We start from the raw sequence: 22,306 nt of genomic DNA, 5'->3' as shown, positions 1-22,306 counted from the left end.
CAGCGCAGTCAGTCGCCCGGTGGCGCTTCGCTTACCGGGCCTGATAAATCGGGCCCACGATACTCAAACCGCACCGCGCTCCAGCCGATATCCCCAGTCGTCATACCGCACGCCGTCAATCTCGTATGCCTTCTCAAGCACCTGCGTGCGCACAAACCCGGCTTTCTCCAGCACCCGTACCGACCCGGTGTTATCTGCCAGCACCCAGGCGTTAATCGCCTTCACGCCCGTCTTGTTAAACGCATAATCACACACCGCGCGCAGCGCTTCGCTGGCAATGCCTTTCCCCTGTGCGGCGGGGACGACGGTATAGCCGATGTCCGCTTCTTCACGGTTTTCAGGGCTAATTTGCAGGCCAATGTCGCCGAGCGGGGTGTCGTCGTCATGCAGACGAATGACAAACACATGCCCCGCCGTTAGACGCGCGGCAAAGACGCGTCGTGTCTCTTTTTCCGGTGCGATAGCGGCCATATAGCGCATAACGGAGCGGTCTTCACGCAGGCTGCGGAAGAATGCCCAGTCAGAGGGTTCGAAAGGAGTGAGTGAAAGTCGGGAGGTTGTGATGGTTGCCATTATTACGCCCGGTCAGCTGAACAGGCGTATAAATGTAACATATTCACCGCACCACATCCCCCAGTGCCTCTTCCAGATCATGCCAGCGGAACGTAAACCCGGACGCTTCCAGCCGTTTTGGCAGTGCGCGCTGACCACCCAGCACCAGCACCGACGATTCGCCCATCAACAGCCGAATTGCGGTGGCAGGGGCGCGCAGCACCGCCGGACGATGCAGGGCATGTCCCAGCGCGTGCGCAAACTGCTCGTTACGAACCGGGTATGGCGAGACCATGTTAAACGGCCCGCGCAGGTCGTTATCCAGCAGCCAGATAATGCCGTTGACCATATCGTCGATATGGATCCAGGCGAGATACTGACGGCCATTGCCGATGGGGCCACCGAGACCGAGCTTAAAGGGAGGGACCATTTTGCCCAGAATGCCGCCTTTCGGGGCCAGGACGACGCCAGTGCGCAGCAGACAGACGCGGGTTTTATCGCTCTGCGCGCCGCAGGCGATCTGCTCCCAGCGTGCGCAAAGTTTGTGGGTAAATTCGTTGTGTGGCGGCTCCTCTTCGGTGACCACCACTTCGCCGAGATCGCCATAATAACCTGCCGCCGAGCCGGAAATCAGCACCGACGGCGGCGTGTCGCTATTGCGGAAAAGCTCGACCAGCTTTTCGGTAATGTTCCACCGGCTGTGGCACAACCGCTGTTTCTGCTCCTGAGTCCAGCGCTTGTCGGCGATAGGCTCACCCGCGAGGTTAATGACGGCGTCAAAGCCGTCCAGATTCTGCTTATCCGCCAGCCCTTTCCAGACCTCAACGCCGCTACCCAGCGCCTGACGCGCTTTCTCCGGGCTGCGCGTCACCACGGTAATTTCGTGATGCAACGCCTGCAGGCGCGGGATGAGATGACGACCAATCAGGCCGGTACCGCCGGTCAGCAGAATCTTCATATAACCTCCAGGTTTACGCGTCGCGTCGCCAGCCTAGCGTCATCGAGACGGAGTCGGCGTAGCGCAGAGCGTGAAGTTTATCGATCTCGACTTCAGCATAAGTGACCCAGTGATGTTCGCGTGCGATATCGAGCACATCCTGAGTTAATTTTTCCAGCAGGAAGAAACGGTTGTTTTCAACGTACTGGATGATCTCTTTGGTAATGGTGCGATAGTTCAGCGCATCATTAATATCTTCACTGGCGCGCGCCTTGTCCGCCGGGTAATGGATGGTCACGTTGACCACGATATCCTGACGGTTGACGATCTCTTCCTCTTTAATACCGATGAACGTGCGTAAGCGTAGATTTTTTATACGAATAATAGCGTCTTGCTGCGACATTGCAGGTCTTCTCCGTGTCAGTCATGCCTCCCCATCATACATGAGAGCCTGACCCGCACCCAACCGGGCACAGGCCTAAATCTGCTGGATCTTTTGCATCGCGCGCTCGGTCGCAGGGCGAGTCCGGATGCGCTCGAACCAGTTATTGACGGCCGGGTAAGAGGCTAAATCGATGCGGTGGCGCACATGGGTATTCACCCACGGCCAGCAGGCGATATCGGCAATGCTGTAGTGATCGCCCCCGAGCCACGGTGATTTCTCCAGCCGACGGTTAAGCACGCCGTAGAGCCGCTGCGTTTCCACCTGATAGCGCTCAATAGCGTAAGGGAGCGGCTGCGGGGCATAGGCGGTGAAATGGTGATTTTGCCCAAGCATCGGCCCCAGGCCGCTCGTCTGCCAGAAAAGCCATTGCAGCGTATGGTGGCGCTCGCGCAGTTCCCCACTCAGCAACTGGCCGGTTTTCTCCGCCAGATAAAGCAAAATCTCGCCGGATTCAAACAGGCTCAGCGGCCGCCCTCCGTCAGCGGGCAGGTTATCGATAATGGCCGGGATTTTATTGTTTGGCGAAATCGCCAGAAAAACGGGCCGGAACTGATCGCCCTTGCTGATATCCACGCGGATGATCCGGTAATCGAGTTCGGCCTCTTCGAGAAAAAGGGTGATTTTATGGCCGTTAGGGGTGGGCGCATAATAGAGATCTATCATTCTTAACTCCTGTCATTGCAAACCGTAATGCCATAAAAGGAGTATAGGTGCATGTTGAAAATCGTGAGTTTTCATCAAGTGACAGCGAAGCAAAGAGATTATATGTTGAGTGAAAACCGATCAGCCGATGAGGATGTTATGAACCAGCCCGTAATCACATTGTGGTCCGATGCGAATTTCTTTTCACCCTATGTTCTGAGCGCTTACGTGGCGCTGGCCGAAAAAGGGCTCTCTTTTACCCTTAAAACCGTTGATCTGGACGGCGGTGAGCATCTTAAACCGCAGTGGCAGGGGTACGCACAAACGCGACGCGTACCGATGCTGGACATCGACGGCTTCACGCTGAGCGAATCCTCGGCGATCGATGAGTATCTCGAAGATCGCTTTGCACCACCGGAATGGGAACGCATTTATCCACACGATCTGCAAAAACGGGCCCGTGCCCGCCAGATCCAGGCCTGGCTGCGCAGCGATCTGGTGCCAGTTCGCGTCGAACGTTCAACCGACGTGGTGTTTGCCGGCGTGAAAAAGCCCACGCTCAGTGAAGAGGGGCTGCTCAGCGCGCAAAAGCTGATCGATACGGCATCGTCACTGCTGGCTCACGGTAATCCAAATCTCTTTGGCGAATGGTGCATCGCCGACACCGATCTTGCCCTGATGCTCAATCGCCTGATCCTTAACGGCGATGCCGTGCCGCAGCTGCTGGTGGATTATGCGGCGTTCCAGTGGCAGCGGGCGTCAGTGCAGCGTTTTGTGGCACTCTCCGCTAAGCGCGCGGGCTGATAAGCCCTGACGCATAAGGTATGATAGGGGCAGTTTTATTTTCCTGAGGAATGACTGATGAAACTCATGTTTGCGTCGGATATCCATGGATCGCTGCCCGCGACCGAGCGTGTTCTTTCTCTGTTCGCCCAAAGCGGGGCGCAGTGGCTCATCATTCTGGGCGACGTGTTAAATCACGGCCCGCGAAACGCGCTGCCGGAAGGCTATGCCCCGGCGCAGGTCGCTGAAAAGCTTAATGCCTGTGCGTCGCGCATTATCGCCGTGCGCGGCAACTGCGACAGCGAAGTGGACCAGATGCTGCTGCACTTTCCCCTCACCGCGCCCTGGCAGCAGGTGCTGCTGGAAAAATGCCGTCTGTTTTTAACCCACGGACACCTTTTTGGCCCGGATGCGCTTCCCGCGCTGGCGGCTGGCGATGTCCTGGTTTACGGCCATACTCATATTCCAGTCGCGGAAAAACGTGGCGAGATTTATCACTTTAACCCCGGTTCGGTTAGCATCCCAAAAGGGGAATACCCTGCAAGCTATGGCATGCTGGATGAGAATTCATTACGCGTAATCGCACTTAATGATCAGCAAGTTATTGCGCAGGTAGAGATTAATCCGTAAGTTACACCTCAACTGCAAACGCGCCGAAAGAGCGCTTAGACGAGAAGGTTTCCCGATGGTGGAGCAGAGTCATTTGGCAAGTACAGAATGGGTTGACATTGTCAGCGAAGAAAATGAAGTGATCGCGCAGGCCAGCCGCGCACAAATGCGTGCGGAGCGTCTGCGTCACCGTGCGACGTATATCGTGGTGCATGATGGAATGGGCAAAATTCTGGTCCAGCGCCGCACGGACACCAAAGATTTTCTACCCGGTATGCTGGATGCCACCGCGGGCGGCGTGGTACAGGCAGATGAAGTGCTGCTGGATTCTGCGCGCCGTGAAGCGGAAGAAGAGTTAGGGATCGCTGGCGTGCCGTTTGCCGAGCACGGTCAGTTCTATTTCGAAGACGAACATTGCCGCGTCTGGGGCGGGCTGTTCAGCTGCGTTTCCCACGGGCCGTTCGCGCTGCAGGAAGAAGAGGTGAGCGAGGTCAGCTGGATGACGCCAGAAGAGATCACCGCACGCTGTGACGAGTTCACGCCCGATTCGTTAAAAGCGCTGGCGCTGTGGATGACCCGCAACGCCAAAAATGAATCCACCCGACCGGAAAAAGAAGAAGAGGCTGAATAAGCCTTAACAACTCTCCCGCAGACACAGACTGGACGCGATGGGTTTATGCTCGCGCCAGTCTCCGTCATTCAGACGTTCCAGCAAGGCTTTCCCCGCTTCCACGCCAATTTTCCGATGCGGTACCGCCATGGTTGTCAGCGGCGGCTGACAGACGCGGCTGACGTCGCTATCCCCAAAGCCTACTACGGCCAAATCATCCGGTACTTTGATGCGACGACGCTGACACTCGTAGAGCGCACCGCAGGCCAGCTCGTCCGACACGCAGACCAGCGCATCCAGCTCCGGCCACGCCAACAGAAATTCCGGCAGCTGCGCCGCTCCCGTGGAAAAGACGGGCGGCATGGCGGCGTTAATCACCCGGTTGGGCGACATATGATGGCGAAGCATGGCCTTGTACCAGCCCTGCAGGTGCTGCTGGAAAATCCACTGCTCCTGGTTAGCGCACAGCAGGCCGATATTCTGGTAACCGCGCTGGATCACCGTTTCGGTCAGCTCATACATCGCGGCGACGTTATCAATCCCGATATTCATATCAATGGGATCGGCGCGCATGGCCCCCATCTCCATTACCGGAATCGAGGCATTTTTCAGCCAGTGGCGCACGGTGTCGCTATGCTCGACGCTCAGTAAAATCGCCGCGGCAATGTTCGACGCCAGCAGCGTTTCCAGCAATTTTTCTTCCTGCTCAAGCCGGTGCTGAGATTCCGCCAGCATGATTTGATATCCGGCAGGCTGCAGCACCTGCTGTAGCCCGGCGAACATTTCCGAGCAGCCTGCTTCGGAAAGATTTGGAACGACCATCGCAATCGTCCATGACGAGGCCGATGCCAGCGCGCTGGCAGCGAGATTGGGCATATAACCCAGTTCCTGCACAGCGGCTTCAATTTTTTCACGCAGTTTATCGGAAACTTGCTCCGGCGTGCGGAGCGCACGGGACACGGTCATTGTGCCTACACCGGCAAGCTGTGCGACATCGGCAAGTGTCACTTTACCAGTACTGCGCCGTTTTCGGGTTAGAGACATACACCTTCCTGCTGACCAGACGCGTTCTTATTGTCATCCTTCGCTTCACGTGAAACGCAGTATACGCCTTAAATCCCTTTTTTTGCTGTGATTTAACCCGATGATTACAATTTGATAGCGCTATCACACTTCTGCATGTTCGTCGTTGGTAGCGCTATCTTTGTGACCGCGATCGCAGCGAATAGCGCAGGCGTTGAATAAAGTTTGCTCATCTTTTGGGGTATGGCGGGAGGAGAAATGCTCAAAACGTGGCTAAACGAGACAACCATCACGTTCAGGGATAGCGTCGACAGCTGGTCGCAGGCGCTGGCGCTGTGCGCGCAACCGCTGCTGGAGCAGCAGGTGATTTCGCCAGCATACGTGACGGCCATCATCGAGCAGCATCACGCCTTAGGGCCGTACTATGTGCTGGCACCAGGACTGGCGATGCCGCATGCGCGGCCAGAGGAAGGGGCTAACGGGCTGGGGCTGTCATTATTAAAGCTGAATCAGGGCGTCTCATTCGGCGCGGGAGAATTCGACCCGGTTGATGTGATAGTGATGCTGGCGGCACCGGACAAAAATAGCCATATCGACGCACTCTCCGCGCTGGCTGAATTATTTTCCAGCGAGGATGACATGGCCAAATTACACCGGGCGAATACGCTGGAGGAGATAAAAATTATCGTCGACCGCTTCTGATTTACTGATTTCATCCGATTCTTCACAACATTACGCACCAGCGTGATGGGGCGTACTCTACACCAAAAAAGGGGCTAACAATGAAAATCATGGCTATTTGCGGTTCTGGCCTGGGCAGCAGTTTCATGGTCGAAATGAATATTAAAAAAGTCCTTAAAAAACTGGAGATCGACGCGGAGGTAGAGCACTCCGATCTCTCTTCCGCTACGCCGGGGGCGGCCGATCTCTTTGTGATGGCAAAGGATATCGCGGCCAGCGCCAGCGTGCCGGAAAGCCAGCTGGTGGTGATCAACAACATCATCGATATCAACGAACTCGAAGCGCAACTGCGCGCCTGGTTCGACAGACAATAATCCTGATTAGGCGAGGTGGATATGTTTATCCTTGAAACGCTGAATTTCGTTGTTGATATTTTAAAAGTCCCTTCTGTGCTGGTGGGATTAATTGCGTTAATTGGTCTGGTTGCGCAGAAAAAAGCCTTTTCTGACGTCGTCAAAGGGACAATTAAAACCATTCTGGGTTTTATTGTGCTGGGCGGTGGGGCCACCGTGCTGGTGGGATCGCTAAATCCTCTAGGCGGGATGTTTGAGCACGCCTTTACCATTCAGGGCATTATTCCAAACAATGAAGCGATTGTTTCTATTGCGCTGGAAAAATACGGTGCCTCTACCGCGCTGATTATGGCCTTCGGGATGGTGGCAAATATTATTGTTGCCCGCTTTACCCGTCTGAAATACATCTTCCTGACCGGACACCACACTTTCTATATGGCGTGCATGATTGGCGTGATCCTGACGGTGGCGGGCTTCGAGGGCGTGGGGCTGGTCTTTACCGGCTCGTTGATCCTCGGCCTGGTCATGGCCTTCTTCCCGGCGATCGCCCAGCGTTATATGAAGCGGATTACCGGTACCGATGATATCGCGTTCGGCCACTTCGGCACGCTGGGATATGTGTTGTCCGGCTGGATTGGCAGCCGCTTCGGCAAAGGCTCGCGCTCGACGGAAGAGATGAACCTGCCGAAAAACCTCAGCTTCCTGCGCGACAGTTCGATCTCCATCTCGCTGACCATGATGATTATCTACCTGATCATGGCGGTAAGCGCCGGTCGTGAGTACGTTGAGGGCACCTTCAGCGGCGGCCAGAACTATCTGGTCTACGCCATTATTATGGCGATCACCTTCGCTGCCGGGGTATTTATCATCCTGCAGGGCGTGCGTCTGATTCTGGCGGAAATCGTGCCGGCCTTTACCGGCTTCTCCGAAAAACTGGTGCCTAATGCGCGCCCCGCGCTGGACTGTCCGGTGGTTTACCCCTATGCGCCCAACGCGGTACTGATTGGTTTTCTGTTTAGCTTCCTCGGCGGCCTGGTCGGGTTGTTCATCTGCGGCCAGTTCAGCTGGGTGCTGATCCTGCCGGGCGTGGTGCCGCACTTCTTCACCGGCGCAACCGCAGGCGTGTTTGGTAACGCCACGGGCGGGCGTCGCGGAGCGATGATCGGCGCGTTTGCCAACGGTCTGCTGATCACTTTCCTGCCGGTGCTGCTGTTGCCAGTGCTGGGCGCTATCGGCTTTGCCAACACCACCTTCTCCGACGCTGATTTCGGCGCGGTTGGCATTGTGCTGGGCAATCTGGCGCGCTTCCTGTCGCCGCTTGCCATCACCGGACTTGTGGTTGCGTTGTTTGCTCTGCTGGTGGCGTACAACGTGTTCGCTAAAAACAAAACCGCGGGCGAGAGCGCGCAGGAAAATACCGGAGCTAAATCATGAATGTGAAAGAAGTCACCCAACTGGCGCGTGATATCCGCCTCGAAACCCTGAAGGCGCTGACGCAGCTCGGTTTTGGGCACTACGGCGGCAGCATGTCGGTCGTCGAAACGCTGGCCGTGCTGTACGGCGCAGTGATGAAGATCGACCCGGCCGACCCGGACTGGCCCGAGCGCGACTATTTTGTGCTGTCAAAAGGCCATGCTGGCCCGGCGCTGTATAGCACTCTGGCGATTAAGGGCTACTTCCCGATAGAAGAGCTGAGCACGCTGAACCACAACGGGACGCGTTTGCCCAGCCACCCGGACCGCCTGAAAACGCGCGGCGTCGATGCCACCACCGGCTCGCTGGGGCAGGGGATCTCCATTGCTGGCGGCATGGCGCTGTCGCACAAGCTGGCGGGCAGGCCAAACCGGGTCTTCTGCATTGTTGGCGATGGTGAACTCAATGAAGGCCAGTGCTGGGAGGCGTTCCAGTTTATTGCCCACCATCGCCTGAACAACCTGACGATATTTGTGGACTGGAACAAGCAGCAGCTTGACGGTGAGCTGGATGAAATCATCTGCGCGTTTGACCTTGAAGGCAAATTCCGCGCCTTCGGGTATGACGTGGTGACGGTGAAAGGCGACGACATCCCGACGCTGCTGGAGGTTACATCACTAGTGCCGGAGGCCAATGCGCGCCCGCGGGTGGTGATCCTCGACAGCATTAAAGGGCAGGGGGTGCCGTATCTTGAGCAGCTCGGCAATTCGCACCACCTGCGTTTAACAGAGGAGAGCAAAGCGGCGCTTAACGAGACGATCCGCCAACTGGAGGCTTCACATGATTAAGATTGCACCCGCAGGACAGAAAGATGCCATCGAGATGCGCAAAGTCTACGCCGGTTTTGTAGCCAAACAGATCGAAGCCGGAAGCGAGATCATCGCGCTGGAAGCCGACCTGATGAGCTCCATGGCGATGGACGGCGTGGCGCGCGATTATCCCCGGCATGTGATCAACTGCGGCATTATGGAGGCGAACGTGATCGGGACGGCCGCCGGGCTGTCGCTGACCGGGCGCAAGCCGTTCGTCCATACGTTTACCGCCTTCGCCAGCCGTCGCTGCTTCGACCAGCTGTTTATGTCCCTGGACTACCAGCGCAACAACGTGAAGGTTATCGCCTCGGACGCGGGCGTGACCGCCTGTCACAACGGCGGCACGCACATGTCGTTTGAGGATATGGGCATCGTGCGTGGTCTGGCCCATTCGGTGGTGCTGGAGGTGACCGACGCGGTGATGTTTGAGGATGTGCTGCGCCAGCTTATCGACCTTGAGGGGTTCTACTGGGTGCGCACCATTCGCAAGCAGGCACCGAGCGTGTATGCCCCGGGGTCAACCTTTACCCTTGGCAAAGGCAACGTGCTGCGAGAGGGGAGCGATATTACGCTGATCGCCAACGGCATTATGGTTGCAGAAGCGCTGGAGGCGGCGCGCCAGCTGGAGCAGGAGGGCGTGAGCGCGGCGGTGATAGACATGTTCACCCTCAAGCCCATCGACCGGATGCTGGTGAAAAACTACGCCGAAAAAACCGGGCGCATCGTGACCTGTGAAAACCACAGTATTCATAACGGGCTGGGATCGGCGGTGGCCGAAGTGCTGGTGGAAACCTGCCCGGTACCGATGCGGCGGGTGGGGGTGAAGGAGCGTTACGGCCAGGTGGGGACGCAGGACTTTCTGCAGAAGGAGTATGGCCTGACGGCGCATGACATTGTGTCGGCGGCGCGAGAGTTGCTGTAAATAAAAAAGGCGACCGTGAGGTCGCCTTTTTGTTGCCCGGTGGCGCTGGCGCTTACCGGGCCTACGGTCCTGTAGGCCCGGTAAGCGCCAGCGCCATCCGGCAAGACCTTAAGCTTACTGCTGCTGCTGCGAAGACTGAATCGCCGTCAGCGCGATGGTGTAGACGATATCGTCTACCAGCGCACCACGGGAGAGGTCGTTCACAGGCTTGCGCATGCCTTGCAGCATCGGCCCGATGGAGATCAGGTCTGCAGAACGCTGTACCGCTTTGTAGGTGGTGTTACCGGTGTTCAGATCCGGGAAGATGAACACGGTAGCGCGACCTGCAACCGGCGAGTTCGGTGCTTTGGATTTCGCCACGTCAGCCATCACGGCCGCATCGTACTGCAGCGGGCCGTCGATCATCAGGTCAGGACGTTTTTCCTGCGCCAGACGGGTGGCTTCACGCACTTTCTCTACGTCGCTACCTGCACCAGAGGTGCCGGTGGAGTAGGAGAGCATCGCAACGCGTGGTTCGATACCGAAGGCAATCGCGGAGTCTGCGGACTGGATAGCGATTTCTGCCAGCTGCTCTGCGGTTGGGTCCGGGTTGATCGCACAGTCGCCGTAAACATAAACCTGTTCAGGCAGCAGCATGAAGAACACGGAAGAGACCAGAGAGCTGCCTGGCGCGGTTTTGATCAGCTGCAGCGGTGGACGGATGGTGTTCGCGGTGGTGTGAACAGCACCGGAAACCAGACCGTCAACTTCATCCTGCTCAAGCATCAGCGTACCCAGCACCACGTTGTCTTCCAGCTGCTCGCGCGCAACGGCTTCGGTCATGCCTTTGCTCTTACGCAGCTCAACCAGACGGGCAACGTAGCTTTCGCGAACCACTTCCGGGTCAACGATTTCGATGCCAGCACCCAGCTCAACGCCCTGAGACGCCGCAACGCGGTTGATTTCGTCCGGGTTACCCAGCAGCACACAGGTCGCGATGCCGCGTTCAGCACAGATAGCAGCTGCTTTCACGGTACGTGGTTCGTCGCCTTCTGGCAGAACCACGCGTTTGCCTGCTTTGCGTGCCAGCTCGGTCAGCTGGTAGCGGAAGGCTGGCGGAGACAGACGACGGCTGCGCTCGGAGGTCGCGGTCAGGGATTCGATCCAGTCTGCGTTGATGTAGCTTGCGACGTATTCCTGAACTTTCTCGATGCGCTCGTGGTCATCAACCGGCACTTCGAGGTTGAAGCTCTGCAGGCTCAGGGAGGTCTGCCAGGTGTTGGTGTTGACCATAAATACCGGCAGGCCAGTAGCAAATGCGCGTTCGCACAGCTTGCTCACGCGTGGGTCCATTTCGTATGCACCGGTCAGCAGGATAGCGCCAATTTCAACGCCGTTCATCGCGGCCAGACAGGCTGCAACCAGCACGTCAGGACGGTCTGCAGAGGTCACCAGCAGGGAACCTGCACGGAAGTGTTCCAGCATGTGCGGAATGCTACGCGCACAGAAGGTCACGGACTTCACGCGGCGGGTATTGATGTCGCCTTCGTTAATCACGGTCGCGTTCAGGTGACGCGCCATGTCGATTGCACGGGTCGCAATCAGATCAAAGCTCCACGGCACCACGCCCAGCACCGGAAGCGGGCTGGAGTTCTGCAGCGCAGTCGGATCAACTTTAACCACTTTCGCTTTGGAGGAGTCGTCGAAGATCTCGGACAGGTCAGGGCGAGTACGGCCCTGCTCATCAACCGGGGCGTTCAGTTTGTTAACGATAACGCCGGTGATGTTGCTGTTTTTTGCGCCGCCGAAGCTGCTGCGTGTCAGTTCGATACGCTCTTTCAGCTGTTCCTGGGTGTCGGTGCCCTGAGACATCACGAAGACGATCTCAGCGTTCAGCGTTTTGGCAATTTCGAAGTTCAGCGACTGGGCAAACTGGTGTTTGCGGGTCGGGACCAGGCCTTCAACCAGCACCACTTCAGCGTCCTGCGCGTTCGCGTGGTAGTTGGCGATGATCTCTTCCATCAGCACGTCTTTCTGGTTGCTGGAGAGCAGAGACTCAACGTGGCTCATCTTCAGCGGTTCAGCCGCTGGAAGATTGGAGTTTTTACGCACGATGGAGGTGGTCTGGTCTGGCGCATCGCCACCGGCACGAGGCTGGGCGATAGGTTTAAAGACGCTCAGACGAACGCCTTTGCGTTCCATAGCACGGATCACGCCAAGGCTGACGCTGGTCAGGCCGACGCTGGTTCCGGTAGGGATCAGCATAATAGTACGGGACACGGTTTATCCTCTTTCGTTACCGCCGACGTTTGGCGGGCTACAAAACAGCACCGCCAGCATGGCTGGCGGTGTGGAATCAGGCAGTCAGGCGATGCGCGTCTTGCGCAATGACCAGCTCTTCGTTAGTTGGGATAACGATAGCAGGACGGGTACCTTCTTTGTTGATGAAGCCAGACTTACCGAAGCGGGCAGCCAGGTTACGCTCGTGATCAACTTCGAAGCCCAGAACGCCCAGTTTACCCAGGGACAGTTCACGCACCATTGCCGCGTTTTCACCGATACCACCGGTGAAGATAACCGCGTCCAGACGACCGTCCATCAGCGCAGTGTAGGAGCCGATGTATTTCGCCAGACGGTGGCAGTAAACGTCCATTGCACGTTTAGCGTCTTCTTTCGCATCGTAGTTGTCTTCAACGTAACGGCAGTCGCTGGTGACTTCGGTCAGACCCAGCAGGCCAGACTCTTTGGTCAGCATTTTGTTGATTTGATCAACGCTCATGCCCAGGTTGTCGTGCAGGAAGAAGATGATTGCCGGGTCGATGTCACCGGTACGGGTACCCATCACCAGACCTTCCAGCGGGGTCAGACCCATAGAGGTATCAACACATTCACCGTTGCGGATAGCCGAAACGGAACCACCGTTACCCAGGTGGCAGGTGATGATGTTCAGCTCTTCAACCGGCTTGTTCAGGACTTTCGCGGCTTCCTGCGTCACATAGTAGTGGCTGGTACCGTGGAAGCCGTAGCGACGTACGCCGTGCTCTTTATACAGGTTGTACGGCAGGGCGTAGAGGTAAGACTCTTCCGGCATGGTCTGATGGAACGCGGTGTCGAACACGGCAACGTTCTTGTCTTTCAGATTCGGGAAGGATTTCAGCGCTTCAGTGATACCGATCAGGTGAGCAGGGTTGTGCAGTGGCGCAAACGGCGCAGCATCTTTGATACCCTGGATCACGGTGTCATCAATGATCACGGATTTGGTGTATTTTTCGCCGCCGTGGACGATACGGTGACCAATCGCGGTCAGCTGAGCAGACAGTTCTGGTTTTTGTGCCAGAATAGTGTTAACGATAAAGTTCAGCGCTTCACTGTGAGCGGCGCCTGCACCTAAAGCCGCTTCTTGTTTGTTGCCGTCCATCTTCCACTTGATACGTGCTTCAGGCAGATGGAAACATTCGGACAAACCAGAGAGGTATTCTTCACCGTTCAGCGCATCGATGATGGCAAATTTGAGGGAAGAACTACCGCAGTTCAGAACCAGTACTAACTTACTCGACATGGAAGTACCTATTATTAATACGTGGCTAAAAAAACGTCAGTGAGTCTAAAAGCGTAACGCATGCTGACCCAGACATTTATGATTAACATCATGCCAAACGAACATTCTGGCATGACGGAAGAAATACATATGATTTTATGCCATTTTGAACATTTTTCAGGCAATGGCATAATATGCGATAATTTGACGAGTTAATGTTTCTCGTCTAAGGCCGCATCAGGCTGGCACAGAATACCTGATACTGGGTAGCGATGACAAAATATTTTGAACGTTGTCATAGCCTGTTGTGGTTTTGCACAAAAATTTTAATTTTTATACGTGAAGTTGAGGTAAAGCCATGTCGACACCCGAAATCCCATCCGTGAACTTCTTCAGTCTGTTTCGCCGGGGGCAGCATTACGCAAAGACGTGGCCAATGGAAAAGCGCCTTGCGCCAATGTTTATTGAGAATCGTACAATCCGCGCCACGCGCTACGCGATTCGCTTTATGCCGCCCGTCGCCATCTTTACCCTGTGCTGGCAAATTGCGCTCGGCGGCCAGCTCGGTCCGGCCGTTGCCACGGCGCTTTTCGCGCTGAGTCTGCCGATGCAGGGGCTGTGGTGGCTCGGTAAACGATCCATTACGCCGCTCCCGCCTACAATTTTACACTGGTTTTATGAAGTCCGTGGAAAACTTGAAGAGGCCGGGCAGGCGCTGGCACCCGTCGAAGGCAAGCCAGATTATCAGGCGCTGGCCGATACCCTTAAGCGGGCTTTCAAACAACTTGATAAAACATTCCTCGATGACTTGTGATTGATCATCGAAACGACGACGAAAAGAAGGCACAGTGACAAACGTTACCGTGTCTTTTTTTTCAAGTGCCATGCGCTACAGGAGTCGAAAGATGGAAATGACCCATGCTCAACGTCTGATTTTGTCTAACCAGTACAAGATGATGACTATGCTTGATCCCGACAACGCTGAGCGCTACAGCCGCTTACAGACCATCGTCGAACGCGGGTTTGGCCTGCAGATGCGCGAGCTGGACCGCGAGTTCGGCGAGCTAAAAGAAGAAACCTGCCGCCTCGTGATCGACATTATGGAGATGTATCACGCGCTGCATGTTTCCTGGACCAACCTGAAAGACCGTGAGTCCATCGACGAGCGCCGCGTGACCTTTCTCGGGTTCGATGCCGCGACGGAAGCGCGCTATCTCAGCTATGTACGCTTTATGGTGAATACCGAAGGGCGTTACACCCATTTTGATGCGGGTACGCATGGCTTTAACGCCCAGACCCCGATGTGGGATAAATATCAACGTATGCTGAGCGTATGGCACTCCTGCCCGCGCCAGTACCATTTGAGCAGCAACGAAATTCAACAAATCATTAATGCCTGACGGAGGTGCGTGTGCAGTGTAAAGGTTTTCTGTTTGATCTGGACGGTACGCTGGTAGATTCGCTGCCGGTAGTGGAGCGTTCATGGTGCCACTGGGCCGACAGGCACGGTATCGACCATCAGGACGTGCTGAATTTCATCCATGGCAAACAGGCCATTACCTCATTGCGGCACTTCCTGGCCGGGCGTTCTGAGGAAGAGATCCAGGCGGAATTTCGCTACCTCGAACAGATCGAAGCCAACGACACGGACGGGATCACCGCCTTGCCCGGCGCGCGCGAGCTACTTGAACACCTCAACGAAGCGCAGATCCCCTGGGCGATTGTGACCTCAGGCTCGGTTCCCGTTGCCCACGCGCGTCATCAGGCCGCGGGCCTGCCGAGGCCGGAGGTCTTTATTACGGCTGAACGCGTAAAGCGCGGCAAGCCTGAACCGGATGCCTTTTTACTCGGCGCTGAAATGCTGGGCCTTGCGCCAGCCGAGTGCGTGGTGGTGGAAGATGCAGCCGCGGGCGTTTTAGCCGGGCTGAATGCCGGAAGCCACGTTATCGCCGTTAACGTACCGGCGGGCTCCCCCCGACTGGACGAGGCGGATTATGTGGTTAACTCCCTGGCCGCGTTAAACGTCGCGAAGGCACCGGATGGAAGTGTAACCGTCTCGCTGAAAATGTAATCCTATGATTTAGCCCCGCATTGTCGGGGCTTTTTTTATGGCAAAATCGCGTCTTCTTCCACTGACAAGGATATGTTGTGAACGGTGAACTGATTTGGGTGCTCAGCCTGCTCTTAATCGCCATCATTCTCTTTGCGACAGGCAAGGTGCGCATGGATGCCGTCGCCCTGTTTGTGATTGTCGCCTTTGTACTGAGCGGCACGCTCACGCTGTCTGAGGCGTTCTCCGGCTTTAGCGATCCCAACGTTATTCTGATTGCTGCCCTGTTTATCATCGGCGATGGCCTGGTGCGCACCGGCGTGGCGACCATCATGGGCGCCTGGCTGGTAAAGGTGGCGGGCAGTAGCGAAACCAAAATGCTGATCTACCTGATGGTGACGGTGGCCGGGCTGGGCGCGTTCATGAGCTCAACGGGCGTGGTCGCCATTTTTATTCCGGTCGTGCTCAGCGTATCGATGCGGATGCAGACCTCGCCGTCGCGCCTGATGATGCCCCTGAGCTTTGCCGGGCTGATCAGCGGCATGATGACGCTGGTGGCCACGCCGCCGAACCTGGTCGTTAACAGTGAACTGCTCCGCGAAGGGTTGCAGGGGTTCAGTTTTTTCAGCGTCACCCCGCTTGGGCTGGTGATCCTGGTGCTGGGCGTCGTCTATATGCTGCTGACGCGCTTTGCCCTCAAAGGGGAGAAGCACGACAAAAGCAAAGAGAGCTGGAAACGGCGGACGTTTCGCGACCTGATCAAAGAGTACCGTTTAACCGGACGCGCACGTCGCCTGGCTATTCGTCCCGGTTCACCGCTGATCGGCCAACGGCTTGACGATCTCAAGCTGCGCGAACGCTACGGGGCAAACGTCATCGGCGTTGAGCGCTGGCGGCGCTTTCGCCGGGTGATCGTCAACGTCAACGGGGTATCGGAATTCCGCGCGCGTGACGTGCTGCTTATTGATATGTCCACGGCTGACGTCGACCTGCGAGAGTTCTGCAGCGAACAGCTGCTGGAACCGATGGTCCTGCGTGGGGAATACTTCTCCGATCAGGCGCTGGACGTGGGGATGGCAGAAGTCTCCTTGATTCCGGAATCGGAACTGCTGGGTAAAACGGTACGCGAGATGGGATTCCGCACCCGCTACGGGCTTAACGTGGTGGGCCTCAAGCGCGATGGCGTGGCGATGGAAGGCGCGGTGGTGGACGAGCCTATCCTGCTGGGGGATATCTTCCTGGTGGTCGGTAACTGGAAGCTGATTAGCCAGCTCGGTCAGATGGGGCGTGATTTCGTGGTGCTGAATATGCCCGTCGAGGAGAGCGATGCCTCTCCCGCCCACAGCCAGGCCCCGCACGCCATCTTTTGCCTGGTGCTGATGGTAGCCTTGATGCTCACCGATGAAATTCCCAACCCGGTGGCGGCGATTATTGCCTGCCTGCTGATGGGGAAATTTCGCTGTATTGATGCCGAAAGTGCCTATAAAGCCATTCACTGGCCGAGCATAATCCTGATTGTCGGAATGATGCCGTTTGCCTTAGCGCTGCAAAAAACGGGCGGAGTGGATTTGGTTGTCAAAGGGCTGATGGACATTGGCGGAGGTTATAGCCCGTATATGATGCTGGTTTGCCTGTTTGTGATGTGTGCATCGATAGGGTTGTTTATCTCTAACACGGCGACCGCGGTGCTGATGGCGCCGATTGCGCTGGCGATGGCGAAGTCTATGGGCGTCTCCCCCTATCCGTTTGCCATGATGGTGGCGATGGCCGCCTCGGCTGCGTTTATGACGCCCGTTTCATCACCGGTTAACACGCTGGTGCTGGGGCCAGGGAACTATACATTTAGCGATTTCGTGAAGCTTGGGGTGCCATTCACCGTGCTGGTGATGGTGGTATGCGTGGTGTTGATCCCGGTCCTGTTCCCGTTTTAAGCGTGGGGCCAGAAACGTAGGCCGGGTAAGGCGAAGCCGCTACCCGGCAAAAAACAGGCGAAACGTCAGAGGGGGGAATCCTGACTGATTTCATCCAGGGAGAGATGGAAGCTCGGTACGAACACCTGCATAAAGTAATCCATCTCTTCGCTGCGGCGGGATTCCAGGGTTTTTTCCAGACGCGTTTTCGCCAGTAAAAACTCATTATTGCCAGCCGACAGCTCTTCCAGACATTTCAGATAAGCGCACAGCGCATCAGCCTGCTTCACCAGCGACGTCTCTTCTTCGGTGTACTGGTGTTCGTCGATCAGCGGCTCAAAGATATCGCGCAGCTCTTCCGGCACCATCTCGATCAGCTTTTGCTGGGCGATCTTCTCAATGGCTTTATATTCCTGGGCAATCTGCGAGTTGAAATATTTCACCGGCGTAGGCAGATCCCCGGTCAGGACTTCTGACGCGTCGTGATAAATCGCCAGCAGGGCGATACGTTCCGCATTCACGCGTCCGTTGAACTTACGATTCTTAATGGCCGCCAGCGCATGAGCGACCATCGCCACCTGCAGGCTATGCTCGGACACATTCTCGGTGCGCACGTTGCGCATCAGCGGCCAGCGGTTGATGAGTTTCAGGCGGGAGAGGTGGGCAAAGAAATGACTCTGACTCATAGGTTACCTTTTGTCTTCACTGCGACAGGCTTCATTGTGGGGGGAGGGGAGGCAAGATGCAAATTTGCGGATTGTGTCTGCCGGGTCAGCATCGCGCCACCCGGCAGACAGACTACATTACTGATGATAGCCGGAGAGGAATCGCCCGAAGCGGCTGATCGCCATTTCAAGATCGTCTTCGCGCGGCAGCGTCACGATACGGACGTGATCCGGCCACGGCCAGTTAAACGCGGTACCCTGTACCAGCAGTACCTTCTCCTGTAACAGGAAATCGAGCACCATTTTCTGGTCGTCGTGAATATTAAAGCGCTTCGCGTCGATTTTCGGGAACATGTAGAGCGCGCCGTTAGGCTTCACGCAGGAGACGCCGGGAATATCATTAATCAGCTCCCAGGCGCGGTTACGCTGTTCGTACAGACGGCCACCGGGGGCAATGAATTCACTGATGCTCTGGTAACCTCCCAGCGCCGTCTGGATCGCATGCTGCGCCGGAACGTTGGCGCACAGGCGCATTGACGCCAGCATCTCCAGCCCTTCGATATAGCCTTTCGCGTGTTTCTTCGGCCCGTTAAGCACCATCCAGCCCTGACGGAAACCGGCCACGCGGTAGGTTTTTGACAGACCGTTAAAGGTAACGGTGAGCAAATCCGGTGCCAGCGCGGCGATAGAGTGATGCTGTGCGGCGTCGTAAAGAATTTTGTCGTAGATTTCGTCGGCAAAAATAATCAGGTTGTGCTGGCGGGCGATCTCAACGATCTCCATCAGCAGCTCTCTGGAATAGACGGCACCCGTCGGGTTATTTGGGTTGATAATCACGATACCGCGGGTGCGCGGCGTGATTTTGGCGCGGATATCGTCAAGGTCCGGGAACCAGTCAGACGATTCATCGCACAGGTAATGCACCGCTTTGCCGCTGGACAGAGAGACAGCCGCCGTCCACAGCGGGTAATCCGGTGCCGGTACCAGCATTTCGTCTCCGCTGTTCAGCAGCGCCTGCATCGCCTGGACGATCAGCTCAGAAACGCCGTTACCAATATAGATGTCTTCAACGGTCACATCACGCATGCCGCGCGCCTGATAATGCTGCATGATGGCTTTACGTGCAGAGTAGAGTCCTTTTGAATCGCAGTAACCTTGTGCCGTAGGCAGGTTGCGGATCACATCAACCAGGATCTCATCCGGCGCTTCAAAACCAAACGGCGCTGGGTTGCCAATGTTGAGTTTGAGAACCTTGTTACCTTCCTCTTCAAGGCGTTTCGCCTCTTTAAGAACCGGGCCTCGAATGTCATAACAGACGTTATCTAGCTTGCTGGATTTTTCGATAGGGGACATGAACCTTTAACCTTTTCGCTATTATTGCCACTCCCTGCCGTGGAAGTCAGCACGGAACAATGTACTCCCCCCTCGCTGCGTTTTGAAGGGTATACAGCAGAAGATTTTGTGCAGAGGCGAATTTTGCTTTAAATTTATATTGCTGCCATGGATTGTTTTACGGTGGTTATCATCTCGTTTTCAATGCATTAAAAGGATTAATGTGCTGATTAAAGGCAAATTAATTGAATTTTATTCTGTTAAAAATGAGGTGATTTTCCCACAGGCGTGAACAGGCGGGGGCCGTTGCTCCAGGTGACCTTTCGTAAAACCTGAATGTTAACATAAGGGTTGTACTAATATGCCTGATGGGCTAAAAGTTACTCGTGTGAATTAAATGTTAAGTGTTATTAATGTATGGCCTTAATCGAAATTAAACTTTATTTATTATTATCGACGAAAATGCAACTTCATTAATTTTAATAAAATTACAGTAGCGGTTTTTCAACGCAGTTTAATCTCCAGCTTTACAATAAGACTTATAAATATAGTGGATTTGAGTTAAGATGTCTTACGGGAAAGCAGATGACAGATAAGCTTGTTACGTCCATCTGAACCCGCTGTTCTAAATTAATCGATTGTTATTGTTAAAGTTATCTCTGGCTGGATTGTGAGGATCACATCCTGTCACGTTGACAGCGCTGCGATAAAGATGGCAGAAATATGTTTTCCCTTTAAAGGGATTTACCTACATCTGCAAACATCTAAATAACCTGAACGTTTTAGAGAATAAAAATAACGTCATGAAACCTTGTTTCTGACTGTTGGTTTAACGCAGCACAATAACTGTCTGTCAGGCAGTCTGCCGGGCCGGGATGCGAGGGAAACCTTCAGAGGGAATTGCTTAACTTTTACACACAGCTTCAACCCGGGCAGCTCCGCACGAGCAACCTGAAAGTGAATAGATATGATAAATGCAAATCGTCCGATAATGAATCTCGACCTCGATCTGCTGAGAACGTTTGTTGCGGTCGCCGATCTCAACACTTTTGCAGCAGCTGCTGCCGCAGTTTGCCGAACCCAGTCTGCCGTAAGCCAACAGATGCAGAGGCTGGAGCAGCTGGTGGGTAAAGAACTCTTTGCGCGTCATGGGCGCAATAAGCTCTTAACCGAACACGGTATACAGCTACTGGGTTATGCCAGAAAAATACTTCGCTTTAATGATGAAGCATGTATGTCGTTAATGTTTAGCAACCTTCAGGGGGTGCTAACGTTAGGTGCATCTGATGAGTCAGCGGATACCATATTACCGTTTCTTCTCAACCGAATTAGTTCGGTTTATCCGAAGCTTGCGTTAGATGTCAGCGTAAAACGCAATGCGTTTATGGTTGAGATGTTGAAAGAGAACGAAGTGGACCTGGTCGTCACCACCCATCGTCCAGGGGCGTTTGATTGCCTGACGCTTCGCACATCGCCCACGCACTGGTATTGTGCGGCGGAATATGTGCTGCAAAAAGGCGAGGCCATTCCTCTGGTGTTACTGGATGATCCAAGCCCGTTCCGCGATATGGTGCTTTCTGCGCTTAATGAAGCCAATATTCCGTGGCGTCTGGCCTACGTTGCTTCAACGTTGCCCGCCGTTCGCGCCGCCGTGAAAGCCGGGCTGGGCGTGACGGCCCGACCGGTAGAGATGATGAGCCCGGATCTGCGAGTATTGGGGAGAAGTGATGGCCTGCCTGTATTGCCAGATACGGAGTATATGCTGTGCCATAACGCTTCCAGCAACAACGAGCTGGCGAAAGTGGTGTTTGACGCGATGGAAAACTACCACAATCCGTGGCAGTTCGAGCATGTTACTCCAGAAGGGGGGGATAACTCCCTGATCGCTGAGGGGGATTTTGAGTGATCAACCACTCAAAATTCTCGTAACAAAATGTAAGTGTAAAAAAAGACCACTCGCGCGGTTTTCGCGTTGAGTGGTTTTTTTTCGTCAGTTATACCCACTTTCATAGAATGGGATTAAGAAATAACCATTAATTATCATTGCGATAAATGGTTTTGGTTGATCTTCGAACGATTTCAGTTCTCTCCTGCTTCATCTCCCCTCCATGTTAAAAAAACAGGAAATATGTTGCTGTTTTTTTGATTGAATTAACAAAAGCGTGTCTCAGATCAAGAAAATACTCCTCTTTGGGGGGAGGAATCGTTGGCAAATCCTGTCAAAATAGGAGGGTTATTTTTTTTACTTCCAAAACGGACACGATTCAACAGCATGCATTTGACGTATAGTCATGTACCCACCAGGGTTAAAGGGCATGAAATGTTAATGAGAATCGCTCGATGTAATTTACTGTGAAGAAACCTTTGTTAAAGTTGACAAAAGGTTATAGAAAGGAGTAAAAAACCCCATCATTTTGCTGTCTATGTCTCATTTCTGACAGTTAGTGTAAGGTTATTTTGTTCCTCCCCATGAATCGATGTGATACCCATCTGCCAGCAAGAGCAGTCTCACAGGTATCACTTTTGATGAGTAAGCAATGAGTATGTCAACATCCACAGAAGTCATCGCTCATCACTGGGCATTCGCAATCTTTCTTATTGTAGCCATTGGCCTGTGCTGCCTGATGTTAGTCGGCGGCTGGTTCCTGGGCGGTCGCGCCCGCGCAAGGCACAAAAACACGCCTTTTGAATCAGGTATTGATTCTGTAGGCACCGCTCGCTTACGCCTGTCTGCCAAGTTCTATCTGGTAGCCATGTTCTTCGTCATCTTCGACGTGGAAGCGCTTTACCTTTTCGCATGGTCAACATCCATACGCGAAAGTGGTTGGGTGGGCTTTGTCGAGGCCGCAATTTTCATTTTAGTGCTACTGGCCGGTCTGGTTTATCTGGTGCGTATTGGCGCGCTTGACTGGACGCCTGCGCGTTCACGTCGTGAACACATCAACCCGGAAAACAGTATCTCTAATCGTCAGCAGTAACAGCGAGGCAAC

23 protein-coding genes are annotated in these 22,306 nt (G+C 54.8%); 14 read left to right on the top strand and 9 right to left on the bottom strand.

What is annotated here, in order from left to right; all coding sequences use genetic code 11:
- Positions 1–63 precede the first annotated feature (63 nt).
- The 4 genes from FFS28_RS09805 to yfcG all read right to left on the bottom strand — a co-directional run bounded on the left by FFS28_RS09805 (position 64) and on the right by yfcG (position 2,597).
- Positions 64–573 carry a GNAT family N-acetyltransferase gene (locus tag FFS28_RS09805; RefSeq protein WP_137849439.1) on the bottom strand — a complete coding sequence of 170 codons (510 nt, stop codon included), beginning with the start codon at positions 571–573 and terminating at the stop codon, positions 64–66.
- 43 nt (positions 574–616) lie between these two features.
- On the bottom strand, positions 617–1,510 hold the full coding sequence (locus FFS28_RS09800; RefSeq protein WP_137849438.1) for a TIGR01777 family oxidoreductase: 894 nt from the start codon (positions 1,508–1,510) through the stop codon (positions 617–619).
- 13 nt (positions 1,511–1,523) lie between these two features.
- Entirely contained in the window at positions 1,524–1,892 is a 369-nt protein-coding gene (gene folX, locus FFS28_RS09795) for a dihydroneopterin triphosphate 2'-epimerase (protein WP_006176538.1), read from the bottom strand.
- Positions 1,893–1,967: 75 nt separating this feature from the next.
- Positions 1,968–2,597: a GSH-dependent disulfide bond oxidoreductase gene (gene yfcG, locus FFS28_RS09790; RefSeq protein WP_137849437.1), complete on the bottom strand. Its 630-nt coding sequence runs from the start codon at positions 2,595–2,597 to the stop codon at positions 1,968–1,970.
- Between the two features lie 138 nt (positions 2,598–2,735).
- Between yfcG and yfcF the strand changes: the two genes are divergently transcribed.
- The 3 genes from yfcF to yfcD are packed head-to-tail and all read left to right on the top strand — an operon-like array spanning position 2,736 to position 4,599.
- Complete coding sequence (yfcF, locus tag FFS28_RS09785; RefSeq protein WP_042320328.1) at positions 2,736–3,380, top strand: glutathione transferase; 645 nt, start codon at positions 2,736–2,738, stop codon at positions 3,378–3,380.
- Between the two features lie 57 nt (positions 3,381–3,437).
- Positions 3,438–3,989, top strand: coding sequence for a phosphodiesterase (gene yfcE, locus FFS28_RS09780; protein ID WP_137849436.1), 552 nt, complete (start codon positions 3,438–3,440; stop codon positions 3,987–3,989).
- Between the two features lie 55 nt (positions 3,990–4,044).
- Entirely contained in the window at positions 4,045–4,599 is a 555-nt protein-coding gene (gene yfcD, locus FFS28_RS09775; RefSeq protein ID WP_006176534.1) for an NUDIX hydrolase YfcD, read from the top strand.
- Between the two features lie 3 nt (positions 4,600–4,602).
- Here yfcD and FFS28_RS09770 read toward each other — a convergent pair whose 3' ends face one another.
- Positions 4,603–5,622: a LacI family DNA-binding transcriptional regulator gene (locus FFS28_RS09770; RefSeq protein WP_042320326.1), complete on the bottom strand. Its 1,020-nt coding sequence runs from the start codon at positions 5,620–5,622 to the stop codon at positions 4,603–4,605.
- Positions 5,623–5,859: 237 nt separating this feature from the next.
- Between FFS28_RS09770 and FFS28_RS09765 the strand changes: the two genes are divergently transcribed.
- The 5 genes from FFS28_RS09765 (at position 5,860) to FFS28_RS09745 (ending at position 9,842) form a co-directional block, all read left to right on the top strand.
- Positions 5,860–6,303: a PTS sugar transporter subunit IIA gene (locus tag FFS28_RS09765; RefSeq protein WP_137849435.1), complete on the top strand. Its 444-nt coding sequence runs from the start codon at positions 5,860–5,862 to the stop codon at positions 6,301–6,303.
- An 80-nt stretch (positions 6,304–6,383) separates the two neighbouring features.
- Positions 6,384–6,656, top strand: coding sequence for a PTS sugar transporter subunit IIB (locus FFS28_RS09760; RefSeq protein WP_006176530.1), 273 nt, complete (start codon positions 6,384–6,386; stop codon positions 6,654–6,656).
- Between the two features lie 21 nt (positions 6,657–6,677).
- Positions 6,678–8,069, top strand: a complete 1,392-nt coding sequence (locus tag FFS28_RS09755; RefSeq protein WP_006176529.1) for a PTS ascorbate transporter subunit IIC — start codon at positions 6,678–6,680, stop codon at positions 8,067–8,069.
- Positions 8,066–8,896 carry a transketolase gene (locus tag FFS28_RS09750; RefSeq protein WP_137849434.1) on the top strand — a complete coding sequence of 277 codons (831 nt, stop codon included), beginning with the start codon at positions 8,066–8,068 and terminating at the stop codon, positions 8,894–8,896. The genes FFS28_RS09755 and FFS28_RS09750 overlap by 4 nt, the downstream gene beginning before the upstream one ends.
- Positions 8,889–9,842, top strand: a complete 954-nt coding sequence (locus FFS28_RS09745; protein WP_137849433.1) for a transketolase family protein — start codon at positions 8,889–8,891, stop codon at positions 9,840–9,842. Before FFS28_RS09750 ends, FFS28_RS09745 begins: the two co-directional genes overlap by 8 nt.
- A gap of 114 nt (positions 9,843–9,956) precedes the next feature.
- Here FFS28_RS09745 and pta read toward each other — a convergent pair whose 3' ends face one another.
- Positions 9,957–12,101 (bottom strand): phosphate acetyltransferase, encoded by a 2,145-nt coding sequence (gene pta, locus FFS28_RS09740; protein WP_137849432.1) that lies wholly within the window; start codon positions 12,099–12,101, stop codon positions 9,957–9,959.
- A gap of 76 nt (positions 12,102–12,177) precedes the next feature.
- On the bottom strand, positions 12,178–13,380 hold the full coding sequence (gene ackA, locus FFS28_RS09735) for an acetate kinase (protein WP_006176525.1): 1,203 nt from the start codon (positions 13,378–13,380) through the stop codon (positions 12,178–12,180).
- A 337-nt stretch (positions 13,381–13,717) separates the two neighbouring features.
- Here ackA and yfbV point away from each other — a divergent pair, with 337 nt between their 5' ends.
- The 4 genes from yfbV (at position 13,718) to FFS28_RS09715 (ending at position 17,340) form a co-directional block, all read left to right on the top strand.
- Entirely contained in the window at positions 13,718–14,173 is a 456-nt protein-coding gene (yfbV, locus tag FFS28_RS09730) for a terminus macrodomain insulation protein YfbV (protein ID WP_006176523.1), read from the top strand.
- Between the two features lie 91 nt (positions 14,174–14,264).
- A complete protein-coding gene (locus FFS28_RS09725; RefSeq protein WP_006176522.1) occupies positions 14,265–14,759 on the top strand; it encodes a YfbU family protein in 495 nt (164 codons plus the stop codon).
- Between the two features lie 11 nt (positions 14,760–14,770).
- Entirely contained in the window at positions 14,771–15,430 is a 660-nt protein-coding gene (locus tag FFS28_RS09720) for a sugar phosphatase (RefSeq protein ID WP_102890421.1), read from the top strand.
- Positions 15,431–15,507: 77 nt separating this feature from the next.
- On the top strand, positions 15,508–17,340 hold the full coding sequence (locus FFS28_RS09715) for an SLC13 family permease (protein WP_088208006.1): 1,833 nt from the start codon (positions 15,508–15,510) through the stop codon (positions 17,338–17,340).
- Between the two features lie 65 nt (positions 17,341–17,405).
- On the opposite strand, the gene yfbR is transcribed toward FFS28_RS09715, so the two are convergent.
- Entirely contained in the window at positions 17,406–18,005 is a 600-nt protein-coding gene (yfbR, locus tag FFS28_RS09710; protein WP_137849431.1) for a 5'-deoxynucleotidase, read from the bottom strand.
- Between the two features lie 117 nt (positions 18,006–18,122).
- Positions 18,123–19,337, bottom strand: a complete 1,215-nt coding sequence (gene alaA, locus FFS28_RS09705) for an alanine transaminase AlaA (RefSeq protein ID WP_006176518.1) — start codon at positions 19,335–19,337, stop codon at positions 18,123–18,125.
- Positions 19,338–20,283: 946 nt separating this feature from the next.
- On the opposite strand from alaA, the gene lrhA reads away from it, so the two are divergent.
- Positions 20,284–21,222 carry a transcriptional regulator LrhA gene (gene lrhA, locus FFS28_RS09700; protein WP_042320321.1) on the top strand — a complete coding sequence of 313 codons (939 nt, stop codon included), beginning with the start codon at positions 20,284–20,286 and terminating at the stop codon, positions 21,220–21,222.
- Positions 21,223–21,853: 631 nt separating this feature from the next.
- On the top strand, positions 21,854–22,294 hold the full coding sequence (gene nuoA / locus FFS28_RS09695; RefSeq protein ID WP_006176516.1) for an NADH-quinone oxidoreductase subunit NuoA: 441 nt from the start codon (positions 21,854–21,856) through the stop codon (positions 22,292–22,294).
- The last annotated feature ends 12 nt before the right edge of the window (positions 22,295–22,306 follow it).

It is taken from the genome of Enterobacter sp. 2VL, assembly GCF_005503595.1.
Lineage (GTDB): Bacteria > Pseudomonadota > Gammaproteobacteria > Enterobacterales > Enterobacteriaceae > Enterobacter > Enterobacter cancerogenus.
This window is presented reverse-complemented; position numbering and strand designations above follow the sequence as displayed.

What these genes read in the sequence shown, in the direction of transcription:
- folX (WP_006176538.1), bottom strand. Translation starts at nt 1,892, where the DNA reads ATGTCGCAGCAAGACGCTATTATTCGTATAAAAAATCTACGCTTACGC.
- FFS28_RS09760 (WP_006176530.1), top strand. Translation starts at nt 6,384, where the DNA reads ATGAAAATCATGGCTATTTGCGGTTCTGGCCTGGGCAGCAGTTTCATG.
- yfbR (WP_137849431.1), bottom strand. Translation starts at nt 18,005, where the DNA reads ATGAGTCAGAGTCATTTCTTTGCCCACCTCTCCCGCCTGAAACTCATC.
- yfbV (WP_006176523.1), top strand. Translation starts at nt 13,718, where the DNA reads ATGTCGACACCCGAAATCCCATCCGTGAACTTCTTCAGTCTGTTTCGC.
- FFS28_RS09745 (WP_137849433.1), top strand. Translation starts at nt 8,889, where the DNA reads ATGATTAAGATTGCACCCGCAGGACAGAAAGATGCCATCGAGATGCGC.
- FFS28_RS09755 (WP_006176529.1), top strand. Translation starts at nt 6,678, where the DNA reads ATGTTTATCCTTGAAACGCTGAATTTCGTTGTTGATATTTTAAAAGTC.
- FFS28_RS09770 (WP_042320326.1), bottom strand. Translation starts at nt 5,622, where the DNA reads ATGTCTCTAACCCGAAAACGGCGCAGTACTGGTAAAGTGACACTTGCC.
- nuoA (WP_006176516.1), top strand. Translation starts at nt 21,854, where the DNA reads ATGAGTATGTCAACATCCACAGAAGTCATCGCTCATCACTGGGCATTC.
- FFS28_RS09805 (WP_137849439.1), bottom strand. Translation starts at nt 573, where the DNA reads ATGGCAACCATCACAACCTCCCGACTTTCACTCACTCCTTTCGAACCC.
- ackA (WP_006176525.1), bottom strand. Translation starts at nt 13,380, where the DNA reads ATGTCGAGTAAGTTAGTACTGGTTCTGAACTGCGGTAGTTCTTCCCTC.
- FFS28_RS09750 (WP_137849434.1), top strand. Translation starts at nt 8,066, where the DNA reads ATGAATGTGAAAGAAGTCACCCAACTGGCGCGTGATATCCGCCTCGAA.
- FFS28_RS09765 (WP_137849435.1), top strand. Translation starts at nt 5,860, where the DNA reads ATGCTCAAAACGTGGCTAAACGAGACAACCATCACGTTCAGGGATAGC.
- FFS28_RS09725 (WP_006176522.1), top strand. Translation starts at nt 14,265, where the DNA reads ATGGAAATGACCCATGCTCAACGTCTGATTTTGTCTAACCAGTACAAG.
- FFS28_RS09800 (WP_137849438.1), bottom strand. Translation starts at nt 1,510, where the DNA reads ATGAAGATTCTGCTGACCGGCGGTACCGGCCTGATTGGTCGTCATCTC.
- yfcG (WP_137849437.1), bottom strand. Translation starts at nt 2,597, where the DNA reads ATGATAGATCTCTATTATGCGCCCACCCCTAACGGCCATAAAATCACC.
- yfcE (WP_137849436.1), top strand. Translation starts at nt 3,438, where the DNA reads ATGAAACTCATGTTTGCGTCGGATATCCATGGATCGCTGCCCGCGACC.
- yfcF (WP_042320328.1), top strand. Translation starts at nt 2,736, where the DNA reads ATGAACCAGCCCGTAATCACATTGTGGTCCGATGCGAATTTCTTTTCA.
- lrhA (WP_042320321.1), top strand. Translation starts at nt 20,284, where the DNA reads ATGATAAATGCAAATCGTCCGATAATGAATCTCGACCTCGATCTGCTG.
- alaA (WP_006176518.1), bottom strand. Translation starts at nt 19,337, where the DNA reads ATGTCCCCTATCGAAAAATCCAGCAAGCTAGATAACGTCTGTTATGAC.
- yfcD (WP_006176534.1), top strand. Translation starts at nt 4,045, where the DNA reads ATGGTGGAGCAGAGTCATTTGGCAAGTACAGAATGGGTTGACATTGTC.